The 23,209-nt window shown below is 48.8% G+C and carries 23 protein-coding genes; 15 read left to right on the forward strand and 8 right to left on the reverse strand.

The window, feature by feature from the left end; all coding sequences use genetic code 11:
* Positions 1–29: 29 nt before the first annotated feature.
* The 3 genes from NDA02_RS21425 to NDA02_RS21435 form a co-directional block, all read right to left on the reverse strand.
* The gene (locus tag NDA02_RS21425; protein WP_190792732.1) at positions 30–260 is read right to left on the reverse strand and encodes a type II toxin-antitoxin system Phd/YefM family antitoxin; all 231 of its coding nucleotides are present in this window, start codon (positions 258–260) and stop codon (positions 30–32) included.
* 101 nt (positions 261–361) lie between these two features.
* Positions 362–862, reverse strand: a complete 501-nt coding sequence (locus NDA02_RS21430; RefSeq protein ID WP_190792731.1) for a hypothetical protein — start codon at positions 860–862, stop codon at positions 362–364.
* 93 nt (positions 863–955) lie between these two features.
* Positions 956–1,618, reverse strand: coding sequence for a hypothetical protein (locus NDA02_RS21435; protein WP_190792730.1), 663 nt, complete (start codon positions 1,616–1,618; stop codon positions 956–958).
* Between the two features lie 374 nt (positions 1,619–1,992).
* Between NDA02_RS21435 and NDA02_RS21440 the strand changes: the two genes are divergently transcribed.
* Positions 1,993–2,193: a hypothetical protein gene (locus NDA02_RS21440; protein WP_190792729.1), complete on the forward strand. Its 201-nt coding sequence runs from the start codon at positions 1,993–1,995 to the stop codon at positions 2,191–2,193.
* A gap of 248 nt (positions 2,194–2,441) precedes the next feature.
* On the opposite strand, the gene acs is transcribed toward NDA02_RS21440, so the two are convergent.
* A complete protein-coding gene (acs, locus tag NDA02_RS21445) occupies positions 2,442–4,412 on the reverse strand; it encodes an acetate--CoA ligase (RefSeq protein WP_348248266.1) in 1,971 nt (656 codons plus the stop codon).
* 430 nt (positions 4,413–4,842) lie between these two features.
* On the opposite strand from acs, the gene NDA02_RS21450 reads away from it, so the two are divergent.
* Both NDA02_RS21450 and NDA02_RS21455 read left to right on the forward strand, forming a co-directional pair.
* A complete protein-coding gene (locus NDA02_RS21450; protein WP_190792240.1) occupies positions 4,843–5,157 on the forward strand; it encodes a hypothetical protein in 315 nt (104 codons plus the stop codon).
* Between the two features lie 123 nt (positions 5,158–5,280).
* Entirely contained in the window at positions 5,281–5,871 is a 591-nt protein-coding gene (locus NDA02_RS21455; RefSeq protein ID WP_190792241.1) for a GAF domain-containing protein, read from the forward strand.
* 455 nt (positions 5,872–6,326) lie between these two features.
* On the opposite strand, the gene dnaN is transcribed toward NDA02_RS21455, so the two are convergent.
* Both dnaN and NDA02_RS21465 read right to left on the reverse strand, forming a co-directional pair.
* Positions 6,327–7,460, reverse strand: coding sequence for a DNA polymerase III subunit beta (gene dnaN, locus NDA02_RS21460; RefSeq protein ID WP_190792242.1), 1,134 nt, complete (start codon positions 7,458–7,460; stop codon positions 6,327–6,329).
* Between the two features lie 1,228 nt (positions 7,461–8,688).
* Positions 8,689–9,471, reverse strand: coding sequence for a Crp/Fnr family transcriptional regulator (locus tag NDA02_RS21465; protein ID WP_348249676.1), 783 nt, complete (start codon positions 9,469–9,471; stop codon positions 8,689–8,691).
* A 198-nt stretch (positions 9,472–9,669) separates the two neighbouring features.
* Here NDA02_RS21465 and NDA02_RS21470 point away from each other — a divergent pair, with 198 nt between their 5' ends.
* The 12 genes from NDA02_RS21470 (at position 9,670) to NDA02_RS21525 (ending at position 21,404) form a co-directional block, all read left to right on the forward strand.
* A complete protein-coding gene (locus NDA02_RS21470; RefSeq protein WP_190793123.1) occupies positions 9,670–11,226 on the forward strand; it encodes an FAD/NAD(P)-binding protein in 1,557 nt (518 codons plus the stop codon).
* A gap of 420 nt (positions 11,227–11,646) precedes the next feature.
* On the forward strand, positions 11,647–12,660 hold the full coding sequence (locus NDA02_RS21475) for a sulfonate ABC transporter substrate-binding protein (RefSeq protein ID WP_190793128.1): 1,014 nt from the start codon (positions 11,647–11,649) through the stop codon (positions 12,658–12,660).
* Between the two features lie 216 nt (positions 12,661–12,876).
* Positions 12,877–14,013, forward strand: a complete 1,137-nt coding sequence (ssuD, locus tag NDA02_RS21480) for an FMNH2-dependent alkanesulfonate monooxygenase (protein ID WP_190793124.1) — start codon at positions 12,877–12,879, stop codon at positions 14,011–14,013.
* 103 nt (positions 14,014–14,116) lie between these two features.
* A complete protein-coding gene (gene ssuE, locus NDA02_RS21485) occupies positions 14,117–14,677 on the forward strand; it encodes an NADPH-dependent FMN reductase (protein ID WP_190793125.1) in 561 nt (186 codons plus the stop codon).
* Between the two features lie 71 nt (positions 14,678–14,748).
* Positions 14,749–15,816 carry an aliphatic sulfonate ABC transporter substrate-binding protein gene (locus NDA02_RS21490; RefSeq protein WP_190793126.1) on the forward strand — a complete coding sequence of 356 codons (1,068 nt, stop codon included), beginning with the start codon at positions 14,749–14,751 and terminating at the stop codon, positions 15,814–15,816.
* 57 nt (positions 15,817–15,873) lie between these two features.
* Entirely contained in the window at positions 15,874–16,698 is an 825-nt protein-coding gene (locus tag NDA02_RS21495; protein ID WP_348255802.1) for an ABC transporter permease, read from the forward strand.
* A 71-nt stretch (positions 16,699–16,769) separates the two neighbouring features.
* Positions 16,770–17,555 carry an ABC transporter ATP-binding protein gene (locus tag NDA02_RS21500; protein WP_190791172.1) on the forward strand — a complete coding sequence of 262 codons (786 nt, stop codon included), beginning with the start codon at positions 16,770–16,772 and terminating at the stop codon, positions 17,553–17,555.
* 41 nt (positions 17,556–17,596) lie between these two features.
* Positions 17,597–18,778 carry an acyl-CoA dehydrogenase family protein gene (locus NDA02_RS21505; RefSeq protein WP_190791171.1) on the forward strand — a complete coding sequence of 394 codons (1,182 nt, stop codon included), beginning with the start codon at positions 17,597–17,599 and terminating at the stop codon, positions 18,776–18,778.
* A gap of 12 nt (positions 18,779–18,790) precedes the next feature.
* The gene (locus NDA02_RS21510; protein WP_190791170.1) at positions 18,791–18,964 is read left to right on the forward strand and encodes a hypothetical protein; all 174 of its coding nucleotides are present in this window, start codon (positions 18,791–18,793) and stop codon (positions 18,962–18,964) included.
* Between the two features lie 76 nt (positions 18,965–19,040).
* The gene (gene ssuC, locus NDA02_RS21515) at positions 19,041–19,853 is read left to right on the forward strand and encodes an aliphatic sulfonate ABC transporter permease SsuC (RefSeq protein ID WP_348255804.1); all 813 of its coding nucleotides are present in this window, start codon (positions 19,041–19,043) and stop codon (positions 19,851–19,853) included.
* 112 nt (positions 19,854–19,965) lie between these two features.
* Positions 19,966–20,757 (forward strand): ABC transporter ATP-binding protein, encoded by a 792-nt coding sequence (locus tag NDA02_RS21520; protein ID WP_190790602.1) that lies wholly within the window; start codon positions 19,966–19,968, stop codon positions 20,755–20,757.
* 53 nt (positions 20,758–20,810) lie between these two features.
* Positions 20,811–21,404 (forward strand): Crp/Fnr family transcriptional regulator, encoded by a 594-nt coding sequence (locus NDA02_RS21525; RefSeq protein WP_190790601.1) that lies wholly within the window; start codon positions 20,811–20,813, stop codon positions 21,402–21,404.
* 111 nt (positions 21,405–21,515) lie between these two features.
* Here the strand turns inward: NDA02_RS21525 and NDA02_RS21530 are convergent, their stop codons facing one another.
* Both NDA02_RS21530 and NDA02_RS21535 read right to left on the reverse strand, forming a co-directional pair.
* Entirely contained in the window at positions 21,516–21,707 is a 192-nt protein-coding gene (locus NDA02_RS21530; protein ID WP_190790600.1) for an isochorismatase family protein, read from the reverse strand.
* A 140-nt stretch (positions 21,708–21,847) separates the two neighbouring features.
* Positions 21,848–22,981, reverse strand: coding sequence for a Gfo/Idh/MocA family oxidoreductase (locus NDA02_RS21535; protein ID WP_348255805.1), 1,134 nt, complete (start codon positions 22,979–22,981; stop codon positions 21,848–21,850).
* Positions 22,982–23,209 lie beyond the last annotated feature (228 nt).

Consider the following 23,209-nt stretch of genomic DNA (forward strand, 5'->3'; position numbering starts at 1 on the left):
TTTGATCACAATTTCCCAATGCAATTCTGTTAGGTGGGATTCACAAAATCATTCAAGATGTCTTCTGGAAGAGGTGCGTTAAAGTCAGGGGCAATCATCACTCTGCCTTTGTCCTGTCCAGGAATCCGAGGATGGGTGGGAACCAGGTGAGCGATTGCGACTCCTTCTTTGATCAGCAAAAGCTCTTCGCCTGCCTGGATGCGATCGATTAAAGCCGCAAGTTGTTCAGGGGTTTCAGGTAGGTTGACGCTGATGGACATAAACGCGGAGAGTTGTTTTGTGCTTTATTGTAGCGAAGGGGTTGGAAGGCAAGCGTCTGAGGACTGATAGCAATATCTTGGCTAAAACTATTCTCACCGCTTCACTCATACGGGAAAAATCCAGTTCCCCCCAATACTCTATTAAAAGTTTCTTTCAGAGGCTCTGGAATTTCCGATGGCAATGATTGATGTTCAATTACCTGTTCATTCTTAAAAAAGATGAGTGTACATTCAGAACGTACAATATCAATCCGGTAGCCAACAAGCCCCTGAGTATTGCTAATCGTTGCGAGCCAATCCAGGAGGAACCATCCCACGTTGTAGAACGTGTCGTCGTCTAGCAAAACTCGAAAGCAAAGCTGATTATTGCTCAGTACACTTCTGCAAGCCTGAGGAGAAAAATCCTCTCCGCCCCGTGGGTAATTATTGGCAATGATAATTCTCCATTCGTCGCCAAAGTCAACATCAAAAAAAAGGTGGCTAATTGCTTTAGGAAAATCGTAATCCTGTGAGCGCGTTAGATAGTTTAAAGTCTCCATAATTTGCGGAGACAGAGTAGGTTTTAGGTTACAAACTAAAGCAACTTCGTATGCTGTTCCCATAATTTCTCCGATAGTTCGTCTCGAATTCCTCAAGCCGTCATATAGGGCAGCGGGATCATGCATTACGCTGTCGCTAACGCATTCTACAAGAGCCTAGCCAATTACAGCCTTGATGAGATCGTCATCATTAAGAGTTAGAAGCAGTTCAGTGCCGGTACTAGCCTGCTGATACTTTTCAAGCTGACTGTTAACAAAACTATAGTAGGTGTAGAACCTTTGTGATAGCGGGGATGCTGACTCAGATCTGTTAAACCCATTGATGAAAGTACGAAAGTGTCTAAAGGCTTCCGCGTATGTGCATCCAAGCAAGTGTTCGACTGTTTCAAATGTCCCTACAATGATGTAAAACTCTGATTCCATGCATATAATCATCCAATTGGGTTTTTGGTCTCCACTAAATAATACAGGGCTAAAGGGTGAAGCCCCTAAAATAGAGTAGAATTCTTGAATTCCTTCGGATGATAAAGGAACTTCACAAACAGAAAAAGGGATACCAAATATCGGTAGAATAACACCATACAAATTCTTGTTATCAGTATTCAGTTGTGTCTGACTTTGATACTCTAAAATCAAGTTAAAATTTGGAAAGCTTAATGTAGGAACAGCGATCCATTCTGCTGTTTTTATGAGAATTAAATCTCTAATCAATGCTGATTTAGGTTCGGAACGAATTACCTGACTAATGCTTCTCTCAATTTGAATTAGCTTTTCAGAATCGTTAATTATTTGCAAAGTCTTCGTGCCAAGATGATTCATAGCTATTACCAAAATCAGGACGATCGCCCATCTATCAGGACACCTTAGCAAAAGTCCGGTTCCGCCCAGAATTAGGGGGCTAGGGGGGCGAGTTCGGATAAATTCTTCCAGTACGCTTGTGCGTATCAAGTCTTTGCCCTATCCTGATCAACACTGGTTTTTCAGTACCAGTAGACAAAGCTTAAGGTGAGGACGCTGATTAGGAGTGCGGGAACACTGCCTAACCAGCTAACCTAACTTCCTGAGTTGGCAGGAGGCTAGGCTGCATTGATTTTATTCGATCGTGCCTCGCTGATGCGAAATGAGTGGTTGGGAACCACGCCTTAGGCTTTTCTTCTCTACAGTTCACACTGCATCAGTGAGGTAAAAATATCATGACTACAGAGTTCAATGAACTGCTGCCGCTTTCGCCTGACGAAAAAGGTCAGGTCTGGATTGTTGGCTCAAGGGACTGGGTGAATCACAAGATCAACGAGTTCTATGTGAGGCGATTGGTGAACGACCGGGTTCACTTCACCCCCATTATTCCGGCTCCCTTTGCCCCAGGAAAATTTATGAGTGTGCTGGAGCAATAAGTTAGCAAAACGAAAGGGGCGAGACGATCGCCCCAAAAACTTTAAGAACCTTAAAAGTCATCCCCCTGCGCCGAACCGCCCCCCGAACCCCCCAGTTCTGAGGGAAACCGAACCAACGCAGACAATCCTTCTGCAACAGATAGGTTTAACGTTTCAAAGTCCCCTAGCATTGGAGGATTTAGGGGGCGATGCAGGAGCTTTGCGACTAATCAAACAGACTCTAAAACTCAACAAACTACAGCCTCAAGCTAAACTCCCTGCCGCAGCTTGTCCAAGACCGATCGATCTTCCAGGGTTGAAGTATCGCCAGAAACTTCTTCGCCAGCTGCCAGAGAGCGCAAGAGTCGCCGCATGATTTTGCCCGATCGCGTTTTGGGCAAGGCATCGCTGAAGCGAATTTCTCCTGGACGGGCGATCGCGCCAATTTCCTGACCGACGTGCTTTTTCAGTTCGGCAGCGAGTTCTGGGCTGGGCGAGTGGGTTCCTTCCAGGGTGACAAAGGCGACGACTTCGCTTCCCTTTAGCTCATCGGGTTTGCCGACGACAGCGGCTTCTGCCACAGCAGGATGAGACACCAGCGCAGACTCAATTTCCATCGTGCCCAGGCGGTGTCCTGCCACGTTGATCACGTCATCCACACGACCCATCACCCAGAAATAGCCGTCTTCATCCTGCCGTGCCCCGTCACCTGCGAAGTAGAAGTAGTTGCCCTCTCGCGGCGGAATGTGTTCCCAGTAGGTGCGTCGGAAGCGATCGGGGTCGCCGTAGACCGTTCGCATCATGCCAGGCCAGGGGTGCTTGACTGCTAGATAGCCGCCTTCATTGGCCGGAACCGAATTGCCCTCCAGATCGAGGATCTCTGCCAGAATGCCGGGGAACGGACGAGTTGCAGAACCCGGTTTTGCCGGAATGGCACCCGGAAGCGGGGAGATCATGATACCACCCGTCTCGGTTTGCCACCACGTATCGACGATCGGACAGCGTTCGCCGCCAATCACACGGTGATACCACATCCAGGCTTCGGGGTTAATGGGTTCGCCCACCGTTCCTAGAAGCCGCAGCGAAGACAGATTGCGAGCATTCGGTATCTCTTCCCCCGCTTTGATAAACGCCCGAATCGCCGTGGGAGCCGTATAGAAAATATTCACGCCGTACTTCTCGATCACATCCCAGAAGCAGCCCGGATTAGAGGGACGCGGCGCACCTTCATACATCAGCGTGGTTGCCCCGTTCGACAATGGACCATAAACGATATAGCTGTGTCCGGTGATCCAGCCCACATCTGCCGTACACCAGTAAACATCCGTATCGCGCAGATCAAAGATCCACTTGGTGGTTATGTGGGTGTAGAGGTTGTAGCCGCCCGTGGTGTGAACCACGCCCTTCGGTTTGCCCGTACTGCCCGACGTATAGAGAATAAACAGCATATCCTCGCTGTCCATCGGCTCTGCGGGACAGTCTGCCGAAGCATTCGGACGCAGGTCATGCCACCAGTGATCGCGTCCGGGTTCCATTTGAATCGATTGCGCCGTTCGCTGCACCACCAGCACGTTTTCCACGCTTGGAGCCGCCCCATTTGCCAGTGCTTTATCCACCTGTTCTTTGAGGGGCACGATCGCATCTTTCCGCCACCCTCCGTCTGCGGTGATCACCAGCTTTGCTTTGCCGTCGTTGAGCCGATCGCGCAGGGCATCCGCACTAAATCCGCCAAACACCACTGTATGCGGCGCACCAATTCGGGCACAGGCAAGCATCGCGATCGCTGCTTCGGGAATCATCGGCATATAAATGCCCACTACATCGCCCTTTTTCACGCCCAACTGCTTCAGCACATTGGCAAATTGACAGACCTCCCGATGAAGCTGGGCATAAGTGAGCGTGCGCGAATCGCCCGGTTCGCCTTCCCAGATCAGCGCAGCTTTGTTGCGTCGCTCGGTGGTCAGGTGGCGATCGAGGCAGTTGTAGGAGATATTAATTTTGCCATTCACAAACCACTTGGCAAACGGTGGCTGCCAGTCCAGCACTTTGTCCCACTTTTGAAACCAGTGCAGCTCCTGTTCTGCCAGTTCTGCCCAAAACGCTTCTGGGTCAGCTTTGGCGCGATCATAGAGCTGCTGGTATTCCTCCAAGCTCTTGATCTGGGCCTGCTGGGCAAATGCGGCAGTCGCGGGGAATAAACGATTTTCTTGCAGAATGGATTCGATCGTGGATTCACTCATAGCGCATCTAAAATAAACGCAATAAAATGCCGAAGCTGGGACAGTTAGAGTCTTGCCCGCAGTGCCCCGATCTAAAAACATACTGGGCTGGTGTCCCTTTTGAGTCAATTAATTAGGGATTCTTCAAGTTCTGAACGCAGCAGAGAATTAGGTTTTGCGTTTGGCAGATTGTAAAGTTGCATTGGCTAAACTAATCGGCATTAGTCATGTCTAACGCTCATCCTCAACCTAAAGTGAGGAGACATTAACCGGTGCGAGCAGCCCGGCAGAGCCTATTTGAAAAGTCGCAATCGAGATCTGAATAGCACTCGATTCAAATCTCCCTCCTTTGCTACAGGTTGAGATCTCTTAGATCTATCGCGAGAAGATTGAGTCTGATTTTGGTAAGACGATATACTTCACAGCATTCTTTCAAATGCAAAGACAGTTTATGGAACTTGCTCAACCGATTCAGCCAATGCGGGCAGTCATTCGCTGTAAGGCAAAGCAACTGCTGATTGCTGACTCAGAACTGCGGGAAACGATTTCCTGTTTTGATGCAGCATTGTTTCAAGAGTTAGTCATCACGCTGTTCCGAGCAGAAAGTTACCAGAAGCTAGCGAATTCCTGTCGATCAAAGCAAACCGCAGCCGCGATCGAAGACCGTCTCGCAATGGGTTTAGCGATCGCTTACAAACGGATTAAGCAACAGCAGCGCGATCCGCTCGTACAGCAGCTCAATCAGCTTTTAAAAACTGCCGGATAGTTAATTCTTGCCAGGAAACTGCTTTGCATCAACCTCTTGCTATCGAGTGATTGCCCTAAAGCTAAACCAGAGCTAGATTAGAAGTACGCTGGTTTATTGTTACTGTTTTCCATCATTAAGTCTGTGCAAAATCGTTTCGATCGCTCATCGTCTGCGTCTGAGACTTCCTTTGATCAGGGCTTGCAAAAGCTGATTCGACGGCTGTCGCACAATCTTGAGCGCGATGATTTAGTCCAAAAAACAGCCAACGAATTGCGCGAACAGCTTCAAGTCGATCGCGTTGCCCTTTATTACTTCTATCGAGAATGGGAAGGGCGCGTCACCTTTGAAGCTCTAAGCGACACAAAATATTCCATCTACGGCGAAACCGGACCCGACGAGTGCTTTAACGGCGAATATGCAGAGCAATATCTAAAAGGCAGAGTTCGAGCCATATCTGATATTGACACTGAACCGATCGCCGAGTGCCATCGGAGTTTCCTGAAAGGAATGCAGGTACGAGCGAATCTCGTCGTGCCGATTCTGGTTCCGCTGCAAGATGAATCAAATCAGCAGGTGCGTCTGTGGGGATTACTGGTTGCTCATCACTGCCAGAGTCCGAAAGACTGGCGAGAAATCGACGTGCAGACTATGCAGCAGGGTGCAAAAACGCTATCAACGTCTTCTGTGATCGTGAATATCGATCGCCGCAAAACAGCTCTGCTTGAGGATTAGCCTGGAACACAGCATACTTTTCTCACTGCAAAACCTTAGCGCCGATGTTTGAAGATGACCGAAATTGAATCGGTTTTTGCTGTGGTAGTTTATATCACTCGTTCAAATCGCTCTGCGACTCTTGACGAGTACCCAAGGGGAAGCAAGCAGTCCATGAGCCCCCATAACTGCCTGCCCCGGTCTTGGGTAGGGTAGTCACTCACCCTGCTATCAGCCTAATAGGCATCTCCTGAAATTGGTCAAAGTTGCCATAAAGAGATAGCAAGAAAATCATGAATCTCTAGCAGATAGCTGTGTTGCCCTACCCCTTTTTCTAATTCAGGCTCTTCTTGTGGGTTGAGCGATCGCTTTTGCAAGGTTCTTCTTCAGAACGATCGCTCAAAATCAAATTTTTCAGCTTGGCGAAAGTATCCTTGAAACAAAAATATCTTTGAAGCAAAAAATACAGTCAGACTTCAACTACGAACCTGAACAGGCATCACCAGGTAGGTCATCTTCACGCCGCCCACTGGGGTCAGAATGGAGGGGCTAGTTGCCGTATTAAACTGCATCTGTATCTCTGTGGTATTCAATGCCTTCAGCCCTTCCAGCAGGTATTTCACGTTAAAGGCAATCTCTAGATCGTCACCAGAAATTTGAGCGGCGATCGCCTCCCGCCCACTACCTACATCCTGCGCGTCTACCGAGAGGACAAGCTCCTGCACAACGCTGTTGAGGCTGAGTTTGACAATGCTATTTTTCTGGTCTGCCAGGACTGCAATTCGTTCCAGCGCGCTAATGACCTGGCGGCGATCGAGTGTCATCTGGCGGGAAAACTGGCGAGGAATAAGCTGGCGATAGTTGGGATACTGCCCTTCGAGCAGGCGACTGGTGAGGCGTTGATTGCCTTCCCAGACGAAGATAAGCTGTCCCTGGTCAAACCGTACCGTAATCGCTGTTCCAGTTCCATTAGTTTGCAGCATCCGCTCCAGCTCCCGCAGTGCCTTGCCGGGCACGGTGACGCCAAACTCCGCCTCGTTTTGATTATCCTCACTCACGGTCTGCACCACGGAGAGGCGATGTCCATCAGTGGCGGCAAATTCTAATCCGTCGGCTTCTGCGGTAATGTGAACGCCCGTGAGCACCTGCTTCGACTCGTCAGAACTGGTCGCAAAGAGCGAACCGCGCAGCCCTTCAATCAGTGCCTCAACAGGAAGCTGGGCAATGTTTCCATCCTCGATCGCAGGCAGTTCTGGATAATCTTCTGCCCCCATACCCCGCACCTGATAGCGTCCCGATGAACAGGTGAGCGTCACCAAAGCTTCATTGCCCTCGTCAGACAGGGTAATTTCGCCTTCGGGCAGCCGAGAAACGATGTCTGACAGTAGCTTTGCCGGAAGCGTTAGCGTTCCTGCCTCCTGAACCTGTGCTGCAAAACTGGTTTGAACGCCCAGGCTCAGATCAAAGCCTGTTAGACTGACCTGCTGGGTTTCGTCATTCGCGGTCAACAGGACATTTGCCAAAACCGGATGACTCGGACGGGAAGGAACCGCGCGACCGACCAGGGAGAGATGCGTATTCAGTTCGCTTTGGGTGCAGATGAGTTTCATGGACGGAAGTGAACGTAAACGGGGGAGGAAATCGCAGACAGGCGGAACACGGTTTGACTTCGGGTTGCTATGCCAAAGAACCCATGCTGGCAGAAATATAGCGTGGATCTGAGAAAGTGAGTAAAGGATTTCTCAGGGTTTGCCTACACGCTTCCAATCTGGATGCAGATCGTAACACCCTTGTCGATTCGCATTCAATCAAGCCTTTTTGCTCGATCGCTCGATCGTTTGATCTGATTATTCTTAAATAGTTTTAAAGAGATCTAGCAGTAATAGAGCCTGTGGAAAATAGGGAAAAAGTTGCGAAATGCTTAGATGAGTTGAGGTTCAAGTGATCGTTCCTGTGGAAAACCTGTGGGAAAACTGCTGCTTTTATCACATAGGTAATTATACTCACTTTCGCTATCCCCTTTAAAGAATAGCTTTTCCACTACTTTTCAACAAGTTTTCCACAGGAAAGACGCAAGTTTTCCACAGGCTAAATTTGCTTCACATTTCTTAACTTTTTGCAGTAAAGTTTGTTTTTAGTAATGGTAGTTTTTACCAAAACTTTTAAAATGGAAGTGTGACAGTTGCTCGCTCAGGTTAAACGATAGCGAACAAACGATCGCTATCGCTGCAATTGCAACGTTCCCCTGCTGCCAAGACGATCAATTGCCCATTGTGCTTGTTTCTATCAAACGCTCTATCAAACCTATCGAGTAATCTCAGCGAAAGTGTCAGAGTTAAGTACTCAAATCACAGTTTTTTGTGTCACTTTCTATTGTTGCAAGCTTTTTCTTTCCTATCTTTAATCAGATAGCTTGAAATAGACGCTGTAATTCGCGCTCTCGTTCAATTACCTATCCCTGTCAGAAACATCCCTGCATAAGTTTCCCGGTCTTAGCTCTACCCCAGGGAATCAAGCTTGTCGGTAGTTCTCGTGTACCCACAAGCTTCAGAGAAAGAAAAAGCCCCTCCTGAAAGGAATAGGGCAAAAATTATGACCATTTAGTTATTTCTACAATAGTAGGCAGTGATGAAATTGCGATGAAATCCTTGCTTAGTGTAGCGATCGGACTTTGACTACCTGTAGCCCTCTTCCATCATTTAGGTAGGGAGTAATTAGACTGGAAGAGTGTGTCTACTGGGGTATACCGATCGTCTCCAGGGTGAAAGTGGCAGCAACTTCATCAGATTTATCCTGGGCATTCCCCTTTTCTAGGACTTTGAGACTGAATCGTTTGCCCTACTTGAGGGGCCACCACGATACTTTATCTCTGGTTGCGCTGTAGGTTTCCTTTAAACCTTCTGCATCAATCACGCGCAAAATATCATTTGAGGTATCGCTATCTTTTGTGGGTTCAACCAGTCCGACTTTGTGCATTCCTTTAATCACTTGCTCGACGGTGCGATGATTTAACTGACAAGCACGGGCAATAATGTCGATCGGTAAATCAAAGGTATAAATGCCTTCTCCGTTTGGTTGATTGCCCAGCGATCGTTCCTGATACACGAGTGCTCGCAGCAGTGATGCTACAGCTTGAGGTGGGTAGGTGCTGCAATTGAGCAGGTGATATTGAAACTTTTCGCGCAACTCGAACAGCTTATCGTAGCGACTGCGGAAGGTTTCATTTGTTTCGTAAATCTGTTGTAAAACGGTGAGCGGAATTTTGATCACGCTTGTCGTTTTGTATGCTTCAACTTGGCTGGGAAACGCATAGCCTGCACTGCCATAACCAACAGGTAAACTGCGCATCCCAAAACAGCCGCCCGGATAGCTGAGGGCAATAATGCGATCGAGTGGGGCACTACGAATAATCACAGGTCCGCCTTCCAGAATCAGGTACAGCACCTCAATGTAGGAATCGGGACGGAACGCGGTGTAAACCAATCGATTGGAATAGATCTTTTCGGCAACCAGAGTCTCGACCGGAAGGTGTGCTGCCAGCCATTTCTTATCCAGATTCTTGAACAGGTAATTCTGTTGAACCAGGATGTCTAGCAGGTTGCGTTCGGTGCGCTTGCCCATCGCCCAAAGTGCCAGTCTGAAGGTCAGATTTGCCGCTCAACTATCTACCCATCATCGCATCTTCAGGGGGCGGCTTCAAGGGACTCTGCTCTTGACATAAATTCTGGCTGAATTACAATTCAATTGAAATTCAATTTCGTTTCATCCAAGCAGCTCAGAAACATTAGCCAGCAAGATTAGAAGGATTGGAGAGCCTGCATGACTCATTTGATTGATCCTCAACTGCTTGATTACACCGAGCGTGAAACGGCTTCACAGTGGCTCAGCGATCGGACGATGCGCACTACAATCCCAGCAAAATCGTTCGCCTCAGCTTCTATGAGGATCGGCATTGTGGGTGGTGGGCTGAGTGGCGTTATGGTTGCTGTTCATCTACTGAAACAGGCAACTAACCCTCTAGAGATTTTTTTGATTGATCAAAATTCGATCGGTGAAGGAGTCGCGTACGGAACCAGGCAGGATTGCCATCTGCTTAATGTTCCTGCCGGTAAGATGAGCTTCTTTGCGGATCAGCCAAATCATTTCCTGCACTGGCTCCAGCACAATTTCTCGTCCGATGCTGATATTGCTGCTTTCGTTCCCCGCCGAATTTATGGGGAATATATTCAGTCGGTGCTACAGGATGCAGTCAGGTATTCCTCGATCGCTCATTTACGATGTCATAGAGATATCGTCACGGCAATTCATCCCCAGCAATCTCAGCTAGAACTTGTTTTACAAACCGGAATCTCTCTCGTTGTCGATCGCGTTGTTCTTGCTTTTGGCAATCCACCACCTCGTAACCCGGCGATATCAGATTCTCGTTTTTATGAGAGCGATCGATATGTGAGATCAGCCTGGAATGAAGATTGGCTCAGCCGTTTATCCTCCTCAGCCTCCGTTCTCCTGATTGGGTCAGGGTTGACGGCGATCGATCAGGTAATGACCCTGAAGCAGCGCGGACACTGCGGAGCAATTCATCTGGTTTCCCGTCGGGGTTTAATCCCCCAATCACACCAATTGGTTCCGGCTTACAACGTTTCTTTGCCTGAAGGCAGGACAGTGCGATCGCTCTGGCGATGGGTGCGGCAGGAAGTCGACCGGGCAAGACTTCAGGGGTATGACTGGCGATCGGTCATGGATGCACTGCGCCCCCAAACAGAATCGCTCTGGCAGCGTTTGTCCCTAGAAGAACAGCGTCGCTTTTTGCGGCATCTGCGTCCCTACTGGGAGGTGCATCGACATCGAGTTGCGCCCACGATTGCCCAGGAATTGAATCAATTGCTGCATACTAGACAACTTCAGATCCATGCCGGACGTATTCAAGCTTTCCACGAAACGCGATCAGAGGTGACCACAGTCATTCGCAAACGCGGAAGTCAGGATTTGATCGAGGTGCGATCGCATCTGGTGTTGAACTGTACTGGTTCTGAATGTGACTATCGCCAAGTTAATAGTCCTCTGATTGAACAGCTTCTGGCTACAGGACTTGTTTGTTCTGATCCGCTTCATCTGGGCTTAGCAGTTGCAGAAAATGGGGCATTGATCGATGACGAGGGCAGGATCTCTCAACAAATTTTTACGATTGGTTCTCCCCGAAAGGGCAATTTTTGGGAAACCACTGCTGTTCCAGAAATTCGCATCCAAGGGCAGCGAGTTGCCCAGACGCTCCTCAAATCCTTTACCAATAACAAATCTAAGTTCAGCGGCAACGAAGCAGTTTCTTCCGATGAAGCAATTGATTACCGAAAGAAAGTGATAGCCTGCGACCACTAACTTGCGATCTCTAATTCAAGCCAGATCGAATTGAAAAACGCTTGCAATTGCGATCGCACTATGGCATAGTGCTGTTTATGCAAATATCGGTAACCCTACCAAATTACCGTAGATTCGTTTCTGGCTCTTCCTTAGTTCAGGATTGCTTTAAGGTCAATACAAAGCAAGTTTCCTGGAAGAAAAAGGTTGATTCAGCATCAAGAACACTTCCCCAAAGGACTTGATTTACAGCCTTAAATTGATTGGTTTTGAACAGATTGATTTGTACAGCTCGATCGCAATAGCGCACATTAGTTGGACTTCAAGCAACGTTTAAGGCTTCTTACTCAGACTTAACTTCTTCTGGAAATTCTCATGTGGCGATGGTTTGATTCTCTTACGGTAAAGCTTTTCTCTGGCGCATCCCGCTGCTATCAAGCAATGACACCCTCCAGGATGCGCCTTTCCCCTACCCGACGCTTCTTCTTGCTCATGGTAGTAAGTTTGGGCTTAAGTCTGGCGGTCGCTGCCTGCACGGCTCCCAGTGCAACCAATCGCCCTACAAATGCGCCTGCGGCTCCTGCGGCCACCAACTCGGTCGTGAGAATCGGTTATCAGAAGTCGGCAACGGCTCTGAATCTCCTTAAAAGTAGGGGTGATTTGGAGAAACGCCTGCAATCAGAAGAAACAACCGTCGAGTGGAACGAGTTTGCTGCGGGACCGCAAATGCTGGAAGCGTTGAACGTGGGCAGTATCGACTTTGCCTACACGGGAGAAACGCCACCTGTTTTTGCTCAGGCAGCAGGCGCACCGCTGGCTTACGTTGCCTATGAGCCATTGGGTGGAGCCGCAGAAGCAATTTTGGTTCGCAAAGATTCACCAATTCAAAGCGTGGCTGATTTAAAGGGCAAGAGAGTCGCGCTCAACAAAGGCTCCAACGTCCATTATCTGCTGGTAAAAGCGTTGGAGGAAGCAGGTTTGAGCTATACCGATGTGCAAACAGTGTTTCTGCCGCCGGGTGATGCGCGTCCTGCTTTTGAGCAAGGTGGTGTGGATGCCTGGGTAATTTGGGATCCGTTTTTTGCCGCGACCGAAAAGGCACTTGGTGCAAGAGTCCTTCGTGACGGCAAAGGCATTGTGGCAAACCATGGTTTCTTCCTGTCCACCCAGAAGTTTACAAGCGAACAGCCTGCTTTGGTAAAAGCTGTTGTGGATGAACTGACGAAGGTAAGCGATTGGGCAAAAGGGAATGCTAATGAAGTAGCGCAGTTTCTTTCAGCGGAACTAAAGATCGATAAAGCGTCATTGGATCTGGCAGAAACGCGACGAGGATACGGTGTTAAACCGATCGATTCCCAAGTGGTGAATGGTCAGCAGCAAATTGCAGATACATTCTACAAGCTGAAGCTAATTCCCAAATCAATCAACATTAATGATGCTGTGTGGAAAGGTTAAGAACTTGTTTGAGAAGTGAAAATTCTGCATTGCCCCCTAAATTCCACTAGGAAACTTCGAACCGATCAGCAAGTGCAGTTTCCCAGAATTAGATAGCTAGAAAGGCAGTTTGGATCAGCACACCACCTTCTCAAATAAATTCTGAATGACTTGACTCACTCAGGCTAACTCAATTGCTGCAACATTTGGTCGTCAAACGAATTTGAGGCATTTTCGATGAATGTACTTTGGTTTATTCCCACTCACGGAGATGGTCGTTATTTAGGCACCTCGGTCGGCGGCAGAGCGATTACGCCCGAATACCTGCGCCAATTAGCAGGCGCGATCGACTCACTGGGCTACTTCGGGGCACTGCTTCCCACGGGCAAATCCTGTGAAGATGCCTGGATTACAGCTGCGTCTTTAGTTCCGGTGACGAAGCGAATGAAGTTTCTGGTGGCGATTCGTCCCGGTTTGACTTCTCCTGGCGTTGCGGCTCGGATGGCAGCTACATTCGATCGCCTGTCTCAAGGTCGCTTACTGATTAACGTCGTGACAGGTGGCGACTCCGCAGAAATGGCAGCAGACGGTGTGCATCTCGGCCACAGCGAACGCTATGAGCTAACGGATGAGTTTCTATCGGTTTGGCGCGAAGTGATGCAGGGTGAAACCGTTAACTTCCAAGGTCAACACCTGGATGTGCGAAACGGCAGACTGCTATTTCCCCCAGTGCAAACACCCTATCCACCGCTGTATTTTGGGGGATCTTCTGCGATCGCCAAACAGGTTGCCGCAAAGCACGTCGATCTCTATCTCACTTGGGGCGAACCGCCTGCACAGGTTGCAGAAAAAATCAGCGAGGTGAAGCGATTGGCAGCCGAGCAGGGACGCACCCTCCGATTTGGAATTCGGCTACACGTTATTGTCCGTGAAACGACAGCGCAAGCCTGGGATGCAGCCAATGATTTGATTAAATATCTAGACGATCAGACGATCGCAGCAGCACAAGCAGCCCTGGGTAAAGCCGAGTCAGAAGGACAGCGTCGGATGTTACAGCTTCACAACGGTAAGCGTGACAGCCTGGAGGTCAGCCCTAATCTTTGGGCAGGCGTTGGTCTAGTACGGGGTGGTGCAGGAACTGCTCTGGTTGGTGATTCGGATACGATCGCAGCAAGAATGCAGGAGTATGCCGATCTTGGCATTGACACCTTTGTGCTGTCCGGCTATCCCCATCTGGAAGAGGCATATCGCTTTGCCGAACTTGTTTTTCCGAAACTGCCGCTGGAGAATGTACCGCTGTTGGCTCCCAGTCGTTATATGAGCCCGATCGGGGAAATTATGGCCAACGACAAGCTCCCCGTCAGTCCCAGCTAGAGAAGTATCTTGTGTTTTGCATTCCCCTCTAAATTCCCCATTTGTTGATTGCTGCTTTGAAAGCGCAAGGGGGAGACTTTGAAAATTTTAGGAGTTGTTTGTCATGTCGAAGGTTGTTCTAATTGGTGGAAGTCCGGCGCATCCCTCCCGAACCTACGCAGTTCTAGAGTACGCTCAGAAGATTCTTGACCGTGAACAGATTGATCACCAGATTGTCTCCGTTCGAGACATCAATGCGGAGGCTCTGCTGTTTGCTAAATTTGATCACCCGGATATCAAGCAGGTTGTTGCTGCGATCGAATCTGCTGATGCAGTCATTATCTCTACACCCGTCTATAAAGCCGCTTATACAGGCGTATTAAAGGCATTACTCGATTTGCTGCCGCAGAATGCACTCTCTCGTAAAGTCATTCTTCCAATCGCAACAGGAGGCACGATCGCTCACCTTTTGTCGATCGACTACGCACTGAAGCCCGTTCTCTCCACACTGGGTGCAAGAAGTATTCTCGCAGGTGTGTACATTGTGGATTCGCAATTACAAAAGCAAGACAGCGGCGAATACCAGTTTATTGATAGCGAAATTGAGCAGCGTTTGCAAAATTCTGTGTATGAGCTGGTTTCAATCATTCAACCTACTCGCTTCGCGGTTGGCGCAGGTCGTTAAATAACGATTGTGAACCTAAACTGCAAACATTCTCTTCCACTTTACCTATCTCATTAATCCGATCGCCCCCCATGAAAACGTTCAGTCGATTCATCGATCTCAAAGCAATCCGTCGCCGCTTTACGGCTAAATATCTACCCGGATTTGCGGCTCTATTTTCCGTTGCGCTTAGTCTAGTGCTGGTCGTTAGCAGTTGCAGTAGTCAAACGGCTCAGACGGCTCCAGATGGCTCGGCTGCTGCTAAACCTGACACAATTAAAGTGGATTATGCTTACTACAATCCAGTAAGCCTAGTTCTCAAAGAAAAAGGCTGGCTGGAGGAGGAGTTAGCGAAGGATAATGTCAAAGTAGAATGGACTCAGAGCGTCGGCAGCAACAAAGCTCTAGAATTCCTCAATAGCCGCAGTATTGATTTTGGCTCAACCGCAGGGGCAGCTGCACTGCTTGGAAAAGCGAATGGAAATCCTATCAAAGCAGTGTACGTTTACTCGAAGCCAGAGTGGACGGCTCTCGTAACGCGGGCAGATTCCCCAATCAACAAAGTTGAGGATTTAAAGGGAAAGCGTGTTGCAGCAACCAAAGGAACTGATCCTTACATCTTTTTGCTACGTGCTCTAGATGAAGTTGGGCTCTCTGAGAAAGACATTGAACTGGTTCCACTTCAACATACAGACGGTCGAGCGGCTCTGGAGCGGGGCGATGTTGATGCCTGGGCAGGACTCGATCCCCACATGGCAAAAACGGAGCTAGAGAAAGGATCTCGCCTGTTTTATCGCAACCCAAACTTCATTAGTCAAGGCGTTCTGAACGTGCGGGAGGCATTTGTTCAGGAATATCCTGCTTATGTGGAACGAGTGATCGCAGCCTACGAAAAGGCGCGGCTGTGGGCGATCGACAATCCTAGTGAATTGAGGGCAATTCTGACGAAGGAAGCCAAGTTGAGCGATGCAGTGGCAGCAAAGCAGCTTGGGCGAACCGATTTATCGAACTCTACGATCGGCGATAGTCAAAGAACCGTGATTACAGCCGCCGGAGATGTACTGAAAAAGAGCGGTGTAATTCAGTCTTCGATAAACGTGGAGCAAGTTGCAACAGACTTAATCGATCCAGAATTTGTGAAAAAAGTGGTCAAGCCTTAGAACAGCTTTTCAAATTTTCCAGTGAATCTTTCCAGTGAATCTTCAACGGGTTTGCCCATGAATCGTTTTGCTGCACCGGCGTTGCGCATCTTCAATCGAGTTCCTTCTCAAAGTCAGTCGTCTTCCAGTGGATGGGTTGGACTGCTCATTCCAACAATTTTGCTTGTCCTCTGGGAGATTTTCTCTGCGGCGAGTGTCTTTCCTCCAAATCTGTTGCCTGCGCCTTCTACGATCGCCTTTACCCTTCTGGGCCTCACGTTGTCCGGAGAGCTATTCGAGCACATCACCGTAACTTTCTATCGGGTATTGCTCGGATTTTTCCTCGGAGCATTCGCCGCAACGATTCTGGGATCATTCACTGGCTATTCTCGTGTAGCTTATCGCTTGCTTGATCCACTGCTTCAGGCGTTGCGTAATATTCCCTCTCTCGCCTGGGTTCCCTTATTCATTCTCTGGTTGGGCATCTATGAATCTTCTAAGATTACCCTGATTGCTGTAGGCGTATTCTTCCCCGTGTATCTCAATCTGATGACTGGAATTCAGCATGTCGATCGTAAATTAGTTGAGGTCGGTAAGGTTTATCGGCTCAGCCAATTCAAGCTCATCTGGCGTGTGTTTCTGCCTGCAACACTGCCTACCTATGTTGTGGGACTGCGGAGCGGATTGGGACTAGGCTGGATGTTTGTCGTTGCAGCAGAAATTATGGGAGCCAGCAGCGGACTGGGCTATTTACTAGTAGACGGACAAACGACGGGGCGACCAGACATCATTATCGCTAGCATTCTCCTGTTTGCGCTCTGCGGCAAATTAACAGATCTGCTGTTAGCGGCGATCGGCAAGCGGTTTTTAAGCTGGCAAGATTCCTATCTTTCCGCCTTGTAATCGTTAGGAAAGCCTTACATTACTGTTCAGAACGGTTCAGACAAAAAATTAGGCAAAAGGCAACTCTGAAAATGCTGCGGATCGAGAACGTCTACAAGCGATTCAAAAATGGCTTCATTGCGCTAGACAATTTGAATCTCCAGATACAGCCCGGAGAGATTGTCAGCCTGATTGGAACGAGCGGCTGCGGTAAAAGCACCTTGCTGCGTCTGATTGCAGGACTAGAGCACCCCACGGCAGGAACAGTTTCGATCGATAATGAACCCATTACTTCTCCTCATCCTGAAGTCGGCATTATCTTTCAGGAACCCCGTTTGATGCCCTGGCTTACGGTTTGGGATAATGTGCGGTTTGGTTTAGAGAAAATGGCTCCTGACCAGCAAACGCAACGGGTCGCCTCAACGCTGGCAAAAGTAGGACTGACCGAATTCGCCCACGCTCTGCCCCGTCAATTATCAGGAGGAATGGCGCAACGTGTGTCGATCGCCCGTGCCCTTGTGACTCAGCCTTCGATTCTGTTACTGGATGAGCCGTTTAGCGCCCTGGATGCTTTTACTCGCATGAAACTTCAGGATCACTTGCTGCAAATCTGGAGTGAAGATCGTCCCACGCTCATTTTCGTGACCCACGATGTTGAAGAAGCTTTGGTCATGAGCGATCGCATTATCGTGATGCGCGGCAATCCTGGACGAGTCCACCGAGAATTTAAGCTCAATTTCCCTCGTCCCCGCAGACGCACGGAGCAAGACCTCCAGGAGTGGAAAGAACGCCTGCTCATTGAGCTTGATCTTTCCCTCGAAGAGCTTCCAACCATTGAACCCCTGAACGATCGCCCCCTGATCAAGGCAAGTTTCTAATCACCCATCGACTCATCTTTCTCCTCCACCCAGCTAATCTCATGCAACTTCTTCCCAAATTCACCTCGATTGACTACCTCGCTCAAGCCAATACTCTTGCCGCTGAGTTTGCTCAAACTGCAATCGAGCGGGACAAGGCGGGTGGAACACCGCTAGCAGAACGCGATCGTCTGCGGAAAAGTGGCTTGCTGAAGCTGATCATTCCTCAGGAGTATGGGGGATTGGGAGAAGGATGGGATACAGTTCTCAAGATCACCCGCAAGTTCGCCGAAGTCGATAGTTCGATCGCCCATGTGTTTTCCTATCATCATCTGAGTGTCGTTTCCCCTCATCTCTTTGGCAGCCTTGAGCAGAGAAAACACTACTATACACTAACGACAAAGAACAATTGGGTTTGGTGCAATGGGTTTAATCCGCTCGATCGCAGAGTGCTCCTAACGCCCGAAGGCAGCCATTTCCGAATCAATGGCACGAAGAGTTTTTGTTCTGGTTCTGTCGATTCTGATTTGATTCCGCTCACCATAGTGCAGGAGGACGTTGAGGGCTTTCGGATTGCGATCGTCCCCACCCAGCGAGAGGGGGTTGTGGTCAATCAGGATTGGGACAATATGGGACAGCGGCAAACAGATAGCGGCAGCATCACGTTTAACAATGTATTCATCGAAGCGGATGAAATTCTTACTCCCGATCCTGCTCGCGCAGTCTTCAGAACTTTTCGCTCCTGTTTAACGCAAATCACTTTCACCAATATCTACTTAGGGATCACGCTCGGTGCTTTTGAAGCAGCAAAGGAATATACACAAACCAGTACCCGTGCCTGGCTGACTTCTGGTGTTGAAAAGGCAACTGATGATCCCTACATCCTTCAACACTACGGGGAAATGTGGATGAACCTGGAAGCAGCAATCTTACTGACCGATCGCGCTACCCAGCTTGTTCAAACCGCTTGGGAGAAACAGGAGAATCTTAGTGCAGTCGAACGGGGAGAATGTGCGATCGCGATTGCAACAGCAAAAGCCTTTGTCACTAAGTTAGGACTGGAGCTTACCAGCAAAATTTTCGATGTGATGGGAACGCGCTCGACTCATTCTCGCTATGGATTCGATCGATATTGGCGCAATCTGCGGACCTTCACCCTGCACGACCCAGTTGATTACAAAGTGAAAGCGATCGGTGACTGGGTATTGAACGATCAATTCCCGACTCCAGACTTTTATTCGTAGCTCTTAACTGACTTGAAGCCAGATACCGTGAAGCAGTTGGGGAAGGAACGACTGGTCGAACAGGTGGAGCCACTTACTGCACAGGTAATTGGCGGCATTCAGGAGCGGGCAGATTGGATGTACAGAAGGCGGTTTCCAAATAAATTGATATTCGCCAATTGCTTTATCCGGCAACTTCTGGGCTAGAGACGTACACCAATCTGTAGCCGCAATCGCAATTCTTCGCTAATTACTCTTTTACTGATTGACTCACCGATCTACTATGCAACTCCTACAAAAAAGAGGATCAAGATTAAGCTGGGAACGGCTTCCCTGGCAGCAGTTTCTTCCCTGGCTTGTGCCGATCGCCCTTCTGGTGATCTGGCAAATTCTTGCTCAGGCAGGACTGATTGCCACTCGCATTTTGCCTGCACCAACACAGGTTTTAGACGCCGCAATTAAGCTCACGGTTAGCGGAGAACTGTTCAAAAACGTCCAGATTAGCACCTGGCGAGCGTTAGTTGGGTTTGCAATCGGCGGGGGCATCGGCTTATTCCTCGGCGTTCTCAACGGCGTTTCTAAACTTGCCGAAAGTTTTACCGATAGCTCAGTGCAGATGATTCGTAATATTCCGCACCTGGCGATGATTCCGTTGGTTATTCTCTGGTTTGGCATTGGCGACCCGGCACGAATATTTCTAGTCGCAATCGGCGTTCTCTTTCCTGTCTATATCAATACCTTTCACGGCATTCGATCGATCGATCCTGGTTTAGTTGAAATGGGAAAGGTTTATGGACTCCGATCGTGGGAACTGTTCTGGAAAATTATCCTGCCCGGTGCGTTACCAGGAGTGCTAGTGGGAGTGCGATATGCGTTGGGCTTAATGTGGCTGACGCTGATTGTAGCAGAGACGATCGCGGCGAATTCAGGCATCGGCTACATGGCAATGAATGCCAGAGAGTTTATGCAGACGGACATTGTGGTGCTGAGTATTTTGCTGTACGCGCTGCTGGGTAAACTGGCGGATTCGATCGTGCGCGGCTTAGAGCAATGGTGGCTGCCCTGGCATCCTAGTCAGAAGTTAGATAACGAATGAAAAGATAAGAGAATGAAGGCTGGAAAGACAAGAGATGACTAGGTTCCAGAATAGAAACAGAAAATTTTTGGATAACTAAATAATTTGATGCAATGGCGTTAGGGAGGAGAGCATGAATACATTAAGGCAACCCATTGAGAATCGGTTTTCTAACGAAAAAAACGATCGATCAAGGCATAGTTATGGAACTGAAATTAGAATTCATCATCTAGAAAAATCCTTTGGTTCGGTTTCGGTTTTACAAAAGATCAATCTATCGATACGTCCAGGGGAGTTTACTGCGATCGTTGGGCGAAGCGGTTGCGGTAAGAGCACACTTCTGCGCCTGATTGCTGGATTAGATTCTCCCACAAACGGGCATATTAACCTGGATGGGCAACCTGTAAATGGATTAAATCCTACTACAAGAATCATGTTTCAGGATGCGCGACTCCTACCGTGGCGGCGAGTCCTGGACAATGTAGCCTTAGGTTTGAGTAAACAAGGGCGGCAACGCAGCCGGTGGGCACTGGAACAGGTTGGTTTAGGTGATCGATCTCAATCATGGATCACGCAGCTTTCTGGTGGACAACGGCAGCGAGTTGCTCTTGCACGTGCCCTAGTCAGCCAGCCTCGGCTTCTACTGTTAGATGAACCCCTGGGTGCGTTAGATGCCCTGACCCGGCTTGAGATGCAGCAGTTGATCCAAACGCTCTGGCAGGAGCAGCAGTTCACTGCCATTTTAGTGACACACGATGTCGAAGAAGCCGTTTATCTTGCCGATCGCGTCATTGTTTTAAATCATGGCAGCGTTGATCTGGATCTATCGATTCCCCTTCCGCGTCTGCGCAATCCTGGAAGTGCCGCTTTTGCCGATTTGAAAACCCAAATTCTCGATCGTATTTTGGGCACGTTCCATTCCTAGGTTTTGCTTATCCCAATTCTCAGCAATAACAATTTCAGCAATAGGAATAAGCGATGACTGCTGTAACTCTCCCACCTTGGAAACAGGCAACCCCACAGTTCTCTGTTCACCGATTTAATGCCCGTAGTGTGATTGACTGCCGCTCCAATATACTCTGGAAGATTGAATCAGGATTTGTCAGAACAGTAACTTGGTCAGAGGATGGAACGCTTATTGTACTCGGTCTCTGGGGAGCAGGGAACTGCGTTGGACGATCGCTAACTCAAGTGAATCCCTATCAAATCGAGTGCTTGACTCCAGTGAAAGCGACTCCGATCGCAATTAATGAGGTTCCGGATTTAGCAGATACGCTACTAACCCATGTTAACTACCTGGAAGCCCTAATGGTCATTCGTGGTTCTAAGCGTGCTGATGTCATGCTGCTGAGGCTGCTTCAGTGGTTAGCCGATCGCTTTGGTCAAACCACGGTGGACGGTTGCTTGATTGATCTACGCCTAACGCATCAGGATTTAGCAGACCTGATTGGCATTACTCGAATTACCGTCACCCGAACTTTGAGCCTGCTTGAGCAGCAGCAATATATTCAGCGGTTGCCACTCCAAAAAATTATTTTGCAGCAGAAGGAGTTATGGCACTATGAGATTTAAGTTATCCGTTGATCTTATCTGTGTTCTTGCTGCTGAATAAGCATATGATACGCCCCCAGCACTGGGGGATTTAGGGGGCAATGCAGAAGCTAAATTTGCACCATTCACATCCTAATTCAGCAACGCCACAAATCCATAACGCCACAAATCCATCGCAATTTGTAAGACGCACATATCAGTGTCGATTCCAACCACGGCAACCTGCTGAAGCTGATGATCACAAAGGTAATCTACCAATTGTTGCCGCTGCTTAAATAGGCGAAACGGGGGAAAGGATATCTGAAAGCAGTCTTTTCCGATCATTATCCACTGCTTTGGGGATTTACCAGTCCAACATCGGCAAAAGAAATTTGAATGTCCTCTGCCTGTCAGCCCGCGCAATGCTTCTGTGGATTGGGTTGACCCAGACACCCTGTTCCCACCCGTTGTTTGACTTAGCGGTTTCAATTGCTAGGAGTGGCAGCATTTACCAAGTCAGGCTGCTCTGGATTGGGAGGGGACGCGATCGCCTGATCCACTGTCGGACGCTGATGCTCATCTAGCCGCGCAATCTTCACCGGCTGACCGGTTTTGATCGATTGGTAAAGCGAGCGAATAATGCGAACATCGTTTAAACCTTCTTGTCCCGATGGCTCTGGCTGTGAATCTTGGAGAATACAGTTCGAGAAATAGGTGAACTCAGCAGCAAGCTGGCTGTGGTCTGGGAAACTGCGTTCCTGAGTTTCACCGTTGATTGTGAGGTAATGCTTCAGTTCCCCGTTCCAGCTATAGGCAGGATCTAACCGCAAATCGCCTTTGGTTCCAACCACCTGATAAGTTGAAACCGAAGCTGCGCCAAAGCTGACAGTAAAGGTTGCCAGTCGTTCATTCGAGAAGCGCAAAATTGCGGTCACCATTTCTTCGACTTCGCTGAATCGCTTTTCTCCACGGTTGGCAGCAAAGGCAAACACTTCAGTGGGTTCGTCCTGGAATAAATACCGCGCTGCATTGATGCAGTAGATTCCAATGTCGTCGAGCGTGCCACCCCCTGTTTCATGCTGTAAACGAATGTTGCTTTCGTCAGTCACCTGTTGGGTGAAGACCGAGTTAAAAATGCGCGGCTCGCCGATCTGCCCGGATTGCACCACTTCGATCGCTTCTAGATTGGCGGGTTCCAGGTGTAAGCGATAGGCAATCATTAGCTTGACGTTTTTGCTTTCGCAAGTGGAAATCATTTCCTCACATTCTTCTGCGGTGACTGCCATTGGCTTTTCGCATAGCACATGAATTCCCTGCTCGGCAGCTCGCACGGTATATTCGCGGTGCAGGTGGTTCGGCAGCGCAATATAAACGGCATCTACTGCGCCGCTGGTCAGGCACTCTTCGTACTGCTCGTAGGGATAGGTATGTTGTACGTTGTACTTCTGACCCAGCTCCTGAAGCTTAGTCGGGTCGTCAGAAACAAGGGCGACTAGCTCAGAATTCTCGGATTGGGAAAAGGCGGGCATTGCAGCTTGCTGGGCAAACCAGCCAAGTCCAACAATGGCATAGCGAATTTTGTGATGATTGTTTGCAGATGGGTTTTGAGAAGAAGTCATTGAAGTTTCTCCGATTATGCCGTTTCATCAATCAGATAGGTCGAAACTGATACACCGAGCAGACCAACCTGGAGAACGCGGAATCCAGTCGAGAGAAACATTTCGCCAGCATGACAGCGAAACGCAGTAGACACATCTAAATCCTGATTAATTGGATAGATGAGAAGGTGAGGCAGGTTTGCTCGTGTTGCAAAGTCACAATCTCATAGTGCTGAAGAAGCGATCGCC

This window comes from Leptolyngbya sp. ST-U4 (assembly GCF_039962215.1).
In the GTDB taxonomy this organism is placed as follows: domain Bacteria; phylum Cyanobacteriota; class Cyanobacteriia; order Elainellales; family Elainellaceae; genus Leptolyngbya_A.

Excerpts from the sequence above, each read along its gene's own strand:
- NDA02_RS21425 (WP_190792732.1), bottom strand. The coding sequence starts at position 260 with ATGTCCATCAGCGTCAACCTACCTGAAACCCCTGAACAACTTGCGGCT.
- NDA02_RS21430 (WP_190792731.1), bottom strand. The coding sequence starts at position 862 with ATGGGAACAGCATACGAAGTTGCTTTAGTTTGTAACCTAAAACCTACT.
- NDA02_RS21435 (WP_190792730.1), bottom strand. The coding sequence starts at position 1,618 with ATGAATCATCTTGGCACGAAGACTTTGCAAATAATTAACGATTCTGAA.
- NDA02_RS21440 (WP_190792729.1), top strand. The coding sequence starts at position 1,993 with ATGACTACAGAGTTCAATGAACTGCTGCCGCTTTCGCCTGACGAAAAA.
- acs (WP_348248266.1), bottom strand. The coding sequence starts at position 4,412 with ATGAGTGAATCCACGATCGAATCCATTCTGCAAGAAAATCGTTTATTC.
- NDA02_RS21450 (WP_190792240.1), top strand. The coding sequence starts at position 4,843 with ATGGAACTTGCTCAACCGATTCAGCCAATGCGGGCAGTCATTCGCTGT.
- dnaN (WP_190792242.1), bottom strand. The coding sequence starts at position 7,460 with ATGAAACTCATCTGCACCCAAAGCGAACTGAATACGCATCTCTCCCTG.
- NDA02_RS21465 (WP_348249676.1), bottom strand. The coding sequence starts at position 9,471 with ATGGGCAAGCGCACCGAACGCAACCTGCTAGACATCCTGGTTCAACAG.
- NDA02_RS21470 (WP_190793123.1), top strand. The coding sequence starts at position 9,670 with ATGACTCATTTGATTGATCCTCAACTGCTTGATTACACCGAGCGTGAA.
- NDA02_RS21475 (WP_190793128.1), top strand. The coding sequence starts at position 11,647 with ATGACACCCTCCAGGATGCGCCTTTCCCCTACCCGACGCTTCTTCTTG.
- ssuD (WP_190793124.1), top strand. The coding sequence starts at position 12,877 with ATGAATGTACTTTGGTTTATTCCCACTCACGGAGATGGTCGTTATTTA.
- ssuE (WP_190793125.1), top strand. The coding sequence starts at position 14,117 with ATGTCGAAGGTTGTTCTAATTGGTGGAAGTCCGGCGCATCCCTCCCGA.
- NDA02_RS21490 (WP_190793126.1), top strand. The coding sequence starts at position 14,749 with ATGAAAACGTTCAGTCGATTCATCGATCTCAAAGCAATCCGTCGCCGC.
- NDA02_RS21495 (WP_348255802.1), top strand. The coding sequence starts at position 15,874 with ATGAATCGTTTTGCTGCACCGGCGTTGCGCATCTTCAATCGAGTTCCT.
- NDA02_RS21500 (WP_190791172.1), top strand. The coding sequence starts at position 16,770 with ATGCTGCGGATCGAGAACGTCTACAAGCGATTCAAAAATGGCTTCATT.
- NDA02_RS21505 (WP_190791171.1), top strand. The coding sequence starts at position 17,597 with ATGCAACTTCTTCCCAAATTCACCTCGATTGACTACCTCGCTCAAGCC.
- ssuC (WP_348255804.1), top strand. The coding sequence starts at position 19,041 with ATGCAACTCCTACAAAAAAGAGGATCAAGATTAAGCTGGGAACGGCTT.
- NDA02_RS21520 (WP_190790602.1), top strand. The coding sequence starts at position 19,966 with ATGAATACATTAAGGCAACCCATTGAGAATCGGTTTTCTAACGAAAAA.
- NDA02_RS21525 (WP_190790601.1), top strand. The coding sequence starts at position 20,811 with ATGACTGCTGTAACTCTCCCACCTTGGAAACAGGCAACCCCACAGTTC.
- NDA02_RS21530 (WP_190790600.1), bottom strand. The coding sequence starts at position 21,707 with ATGATCGGAAAAGACTGCTTTCAGATATCCTTTCCCCCGTTTCGCCTA.
- NDA02_RS21535 (WP_348255805.1), bottom strand. The coding sequence starts at position 22,981 with ATGACTTCTTCTCAAAACCCATCTGCAAACAATCATCACAAAATTCGC.